This window comes from Acidaminococcus sp. AM05-11 (genome assembly GCF_003472805.1).
Lineage (GTDB): Bacteria > Bacillota > Negativicutes > Acidaminococcales > Acidaminococcaceae > Acidaminococcus > Acidaminococcus hominis.
In genome coordinates this window covers 1-5,117 of sequence record NZ_QRMX01000054.1, presented here as the reverse complement: position 1 = coordinate 5,117, position 5,117 = coordinate 1, and the positions used below count along the sequence as shown (strand labels likewise).

4 protein-coding genes are annotated in these 5,117 nt (G+C 52.3%); 2 read left to right on the top strand and 2 right to left on the bottom strand.

Features of this window, described 5'->3' with window-relative positions:
• Nucleotides 1–206: 206 nt before the first annotated feature.
• Nucleotides 207–686: a MerR family transcriptional regulator gene (locus DW089_RS11095; protein WP_105325782.1), complete on the top strand. Its 480-nt coding sequence runs from the start codon at nucleotides 207–209 to the stop codon at nucleotides 684–686.
• A 79-nt stretch (nucleotides 687–765) separates the two neighbouring features.
• Here DW089_RS11095 and DW089_RS11090 read toward each other — a convergent pair whose 3' ends face one another.
• The gene (locus DW089_RS11090; RefSeq protein ID WP_231087038.1) at nucleotides 766–2,145 is read right to left on the bottom strand and encodes an MATE family efflux transporter; all 1,380 of its coding nucleotides are present in this window, start codon (nucleotides 2,143–2,145) and stop codon (nucleotides 766–768) included.
• 84 nt (nucleotides 2,146–2,229) lie between these two features.
• Nucleotides 2,230–3,291: a tryptophan--tRNA ligase gene (gene trpS / locus DW089_RS11085; RefSeq protein ID WP_105325783.1), complete on the bottom strand. Its 1,062-nt coding sequence runs from the start codon at nucleotides 3,289–3,291 to the stop codon at nucleotides 2,230–2,232.
• A gap of 368 nt (nucleotides 3,292–3,659) precedes the next feature.
• Here trpS and sstT point away from each other — a divergent pair, with 368 nt between their 5' ends.
• Nucleotides 3,660–4,913, top strand: coding sequence for a serine/threonine transporter SstT (gene sstT, locus DW089_RS11080; RefSeq protein ID WP_118287293.1), 1,254 nt, complete (start codon nucleotides 3,660–3,662; stop codon nucleotides 4,911–4,913).
• The last annotated feature ends 204 nt before the right edge of the window (nucleotides 4,914–5,117 follow it).

Genomic DNA, 5,117 nt, shown 5'->3' with positions numbered 1-5,117 from the left:
GTTTTTAAATTCTGTCTTAGATTTCGTATCCCCCAATTTTCCGTGATGAGCCCTTTTTTGCATCCTATTTCCTCCTATTCTCTAGACCGCCAGAACCGGCGGCAATTCTTGCATTTTCGCTAAAATTAGTGTAACATTAAACTCGAGTTTAAGGTCAAGCCCTTATTTCCAGATTATTTCAGGTCAATACCAAGGAGGAAAATTCCATGACCTATTATTCCATTCAGCAAGTATCCGAAATGACCCAGATTCCCGCCACCACCCTGCGCTACTACGACAAGCAGGGCCTGCTGCCCTTTTTGGAGCGCAGCGAAGCCGGCTACCGGGTTTTCCAGAAAAAAGACCTGGGTTCCCTGCAAATCATCCAGTGCCTGAAAAGCGCCGGCCTGTCCATTGTGGAAATCCGCCAATTCTTCCAATGGGTCCAGGAAGGAGATACATCCCTGAAAGAACGCCTGAACCTGTTTCTCAAACGCCGGGAAGAAGTCCAGCGCCAAATGGCCGAACTGCAAAAGACCCTGGACGTCATCAACTTCAAATGTGACTACTACACCAAAGCGGTAGCAGCCGGTACGGAAAAGGTCGTAGCCGATAACCAAAAACTGCCCCACTCCGACGAATTTATCGCCGGCCAGCCCCCGCTTTCCGCTGCCCAGCAGCCCCAGGCCCCTGCCCAGTCCTACTAAACGGCCCACACAAAAAAGGAGAGAACCTCGTTAAGAAGTTCTCTCCTTTTTTGTTTTGTCAGCCGCTTAGGACTTCAGCTTATTCGTGGGCCAGCGCCGCATGATGCGGTTCCGGTTTCTTTACCCTCCGTTCCCAGCCGCTGTAGCTGTAGTAGAGCCGCAGCAGGGTGGTGCACATCAGCCAGCCAATGGGATAGCCAAAGGACACGGCGATAATGGAGTCGGTAATGTGGGTAATAATCAGCAGATACAGCTGCCGGAACACCACAAAGGAAAACAGCATAATGTACATGGGCGCCCGGGCGTCCCCCACCCCCCGGAGCATACCGGCGTGAATCTGGTTCATACAGGCAAAAATATCAAACAAGCAGTTCACCCGGATGAACAAGGTCCCGTAGGCCACTACCCCTGGGTCCTGGTTAAACAGCCGGATTACGTTGGGCGCAATGATAAATTCCGGAATACACAATAGGGCCGTTGCCAAAACAGCCATACGGATGGAAACGGATACCCCTTTGCGAATCCGCTCCAAATTCCCGGCCCCGGCATTTTGCCCGGTAAAGGTGGTAATGGCCAGGGCAATGCTCTGCATGGGCATGATGATAAACATATCAATCCGGAAGTAGGCTCCCCAGCCGGCCGTACTGTCGGCGCCGAAGGAGTTGATGTAGGACTGGACAAATACGTTGGAAAAGGCCGTCAGGGCCATCTGGAACCCAGCTGGGAACCCTACGTTAATGATTTTCTTTAAGATCGTCAGGTTCAGCCGCATTTCCGCCCAGGACAGCCGGTACACTTCCTGGCTGCGGAACAGCACCACCAGCACCAGGAAGGCGGAAATAAACTGGGACAGGATGGTAGCATAAGCCACCCCCGCCACTGCCATACGCAATTTCAGCACAAAAAACAGGTCCAAAATCACGTTCAGCACGGACGTAAAAATCAAAAAATACAGCGGCCGCTTGGAGTCCCCCACCGCCCGCAAAATAGCGGACCCCATATTGTAGATCATCAGCCCGGTAATGCCCAGGAAATAGATGCGCAGATACGTAGTGGAATACGGCACAATGGTGGCGTCCGTCCGCATAAATTCCAGCAGGAACGGCGTAATGTTCCACCCCAGTACCATGAATACCAGACTCAAAAGAAACGTCCCCACCAGGGACGTATGCACTGCCTTGCGCAGATTGGGCACATCGTGGGCCCCGAAATACTGGGAAATGATTACGCTGGCCCCGGTGCTCAGCCCCATGAAAAACCCCACCAGGGTGTTGATGGCCGGCGTAACGGTAGTAACCCCGCCCAGAGCGGCACCCCCTACAAAGTTGCCCACCACCACGCTGTCCACCGCATTGTACATCTGCTGGAACAAGTTCCCAAACAGCAGCGGCAGGGCAAACCACAGCAAGTGCCGCCAAATGGAGCCTTGGGTCATATCTTTGGTTGTTGTTTTGGCCAAATGGATCCCTTCCCTTCTGATAAAAACCCTCCCGGAGCAGAATACCTGTCCAGGAGGGCCTGTGTTCTCATACTGTTGGCTAATTTATCGCAGCAGATTGTCGTCGTCGAAGTAGTTGATTTTCATGGCAGCCCGTACATCCTTCAGGGTTTCCGCAGCCTTGGCTTCTGCCTTGGCAGTGCCGGCCCGGAGGATTTCCACCACTTCCGGCTTTCTTTGTTCCCAATACTCCCGGCGTTCCCGGATAGGAGTCAGCACGTCCTGAAGTACGTTGTTCAGGAACTTCTTGACCTTCATATCCCCCAGCCCGCCGCGGGTGTAATGGTCTTTCAGTTCGTCCAGATTGGCGTAATCCGGCAGGAACTGGGTGAAATGTTCAGGCTTGGAGAAAGCATCCAGGTAGGTGAATACCGGGTTTCCTTCCACGTGGCCCGGGTCGCTGACCTGCACATGGGTAGGATCCGTGTACATGGACATCACCTTCTGCTTTACCGTAGCCGCATCGTCGGACAGGTAAATGCAGTTGCCCAGGGATTTGCTCATCTTGGCCTTTCCGTCCAGCCCCGGCAGCCGCAGGCAGGCCTTGTTGGAGGGCAGCACAATGTCCGGCATGGTCAGGGTTTCCCCGTACACACTGTTGAACTTGTGGACAATCTCCCGGCACTGTTCCAGCATGGGTTTCTGGTCTTCCCCTACCGGCACCGCCGTAGCCTGGAAAGCCGTAATGTCCGCTGCCTGGCTTACCGGGTAGCAGAAAAAGCCCAGGGGCACGCTGGCTTCAAAATTCTTTTGTTGGATTTCATTTTTCACGGTAGGATTCCGCTGTACCCGGGCCACCGTTACCAAATCCATATAATAGGTGGTCAGTTCAAACAGTTCCGGAATCAGGGACTGGATAAAAATCGTTGCCTTGTTGGGGTCAATGCCCACTGCCAGGTAATCCAGGGCTACCTGCAAGATATTTTGGCGTACCTTTTCCGGATTCTCCGCATTGTCGGTCAGCGCCTGGGCGTCCGCAATCATGAAATAAATCTCATCGAACTTCCCAGAATTTTGCAGCTCCACCCGCTCAGCCAAAGAACCTACATAATGTCCCACATGAAGATGGCCCGTTGGACGATCCCCGGTCAGAATAATTTTTTTCATTTTATCTCCTCACCTGTTCTCTATTTCAGAACCGGCGCCTGCATATTCCCAAAAGACATTCCGGTTCAAACGTACATAATATAAATATACTATGGTTGGCAGTTTTCTTCAAGTATCCCGCCGGAAAATCAAAAACCGTTGCTTTTCTTCTCCCGACTTTTCCGTTCCCTGTGTACAATTTATGGATGGATGTCTTTATACTTTCTCAATCCAATGATAAATAGAACATTTCTCGTTCTATTTTAGCTGAAATGTAATTTTTTTAGAACTCTAGATTTATCTACAAATACTATTGTATTTATTTTTTATTTTGATATACTAGGTTATGTTCTTTTACTTATTTTATCCAGAGAAAGGAAGTTCATCGTATGAATGCCATTTTGTATTACCTGAAGCACACACCGATTATCAAGCAAATTGCTGTAGGCTTGGTCATCGGCATCCTCATCGCCAGCTTCGCTCCCGGAGCCATTCCGTTTGTGGGCATTTTCGGTGATCTGTTCGTCAAGGCCCTGAAGGGCATCGCACCGCTTTTGGTGTTTATCCTGGTCATGAACGCCATGATTCAGAGAAAAGACAACGGCGACACCCAAATGAAACCCGTCATCAAACTGTACATCATCGGGACCTTTGCCGCTTCCCTGGTAGGGGTGGCCATGTCTTTCCTGTTCCCCGTGACCCTGTCCCTGCAGCTGGCTGACACCAAAGTTGCTCCTCCCAGCGGCATCGCAGAAGTCCTCCACACCCTGATTCTGAACGTGGTAGACAACCCGGTAAACGCCCTGCTGACCGCCAACTACATCGGAATCCTGGCCTGGGCCATTTTCCTGGGGCTGGCACTCCACAACACCGTGGGTGACAAAAGCAAGGCCGTATTTGAAGACCTGGCCCAAGGCATTGCCATCGCCGTCAGCTGGGTAATCCGCTTCGCTCCCTTCGGCATTATGGGCCTGGTAGCCGAATCCATCGGTGCCAGCGGCCTGGGCGCCCTGCTGTCCTACGTAAAACTCCTGGGCGTACTGTTGGGCTCCTACTTCCTGGTTGCCCTGGTCATCAATCCTCTGATTGTGTACCTGAACGTCCACAAGAACCCCTATCCTCTGGTTTGGACCACCCTGAGAGAATCCGGCGTGTATGCCTTCTTCACCCGCAGCTCCGCCGCCAACATTCCGGTAAACCTGTCCCTGTGCCATCGCCTGGGCTTGAACCCGGATACCTTCACCATCTCCATTCCTCTGGGTGCTACCATTAACATGGCCGGTGCTTCCATCACCATTTCCGTACTGGCCCTGGCAGCTGCCAACACCCTGAACATCAACGTGGATATGCTCACCGCCCTGCTCCTGTGCATCGTTTCCACCATTGGTGCCTGCGGCGCTTCCGGCGTAGCCGGCGGCTCCCTGCTGCTGATCCCCGTAGCCTGCGCTTCCTTCGGGATTGGCAACGATATCGCCATGCAGGTAGTCGGCGTTGGCTTCATCATCAGCGTATTGGAAGATGCCTGCGAAACCGCCCTGAACAGCAGCAGCGACGTACTGTTCACCGCCACCGCAGAATTTGCCCAAAGAGCCAAAGGAGGCACCCTGAAAGCCTCCGACATGGTTCCCAAAGACGAAGAATAAGTAAATATTCGGAAACAATTAATCCCCTGCCGGCCACCCGGCAGGGGATTTTTGTGTTTAAAAGGAGACTGTGAAAAGCGGACCGCACCAGCACCAGGAAGTCCCTTGACCGCACGACCAAAAACCGCTACAGAGTTTTCTACAGCAAAAATGGCTCTTCACGTTTTATTGTGGGATGGCAGATTTCTGCCATCCTTCTTTTAT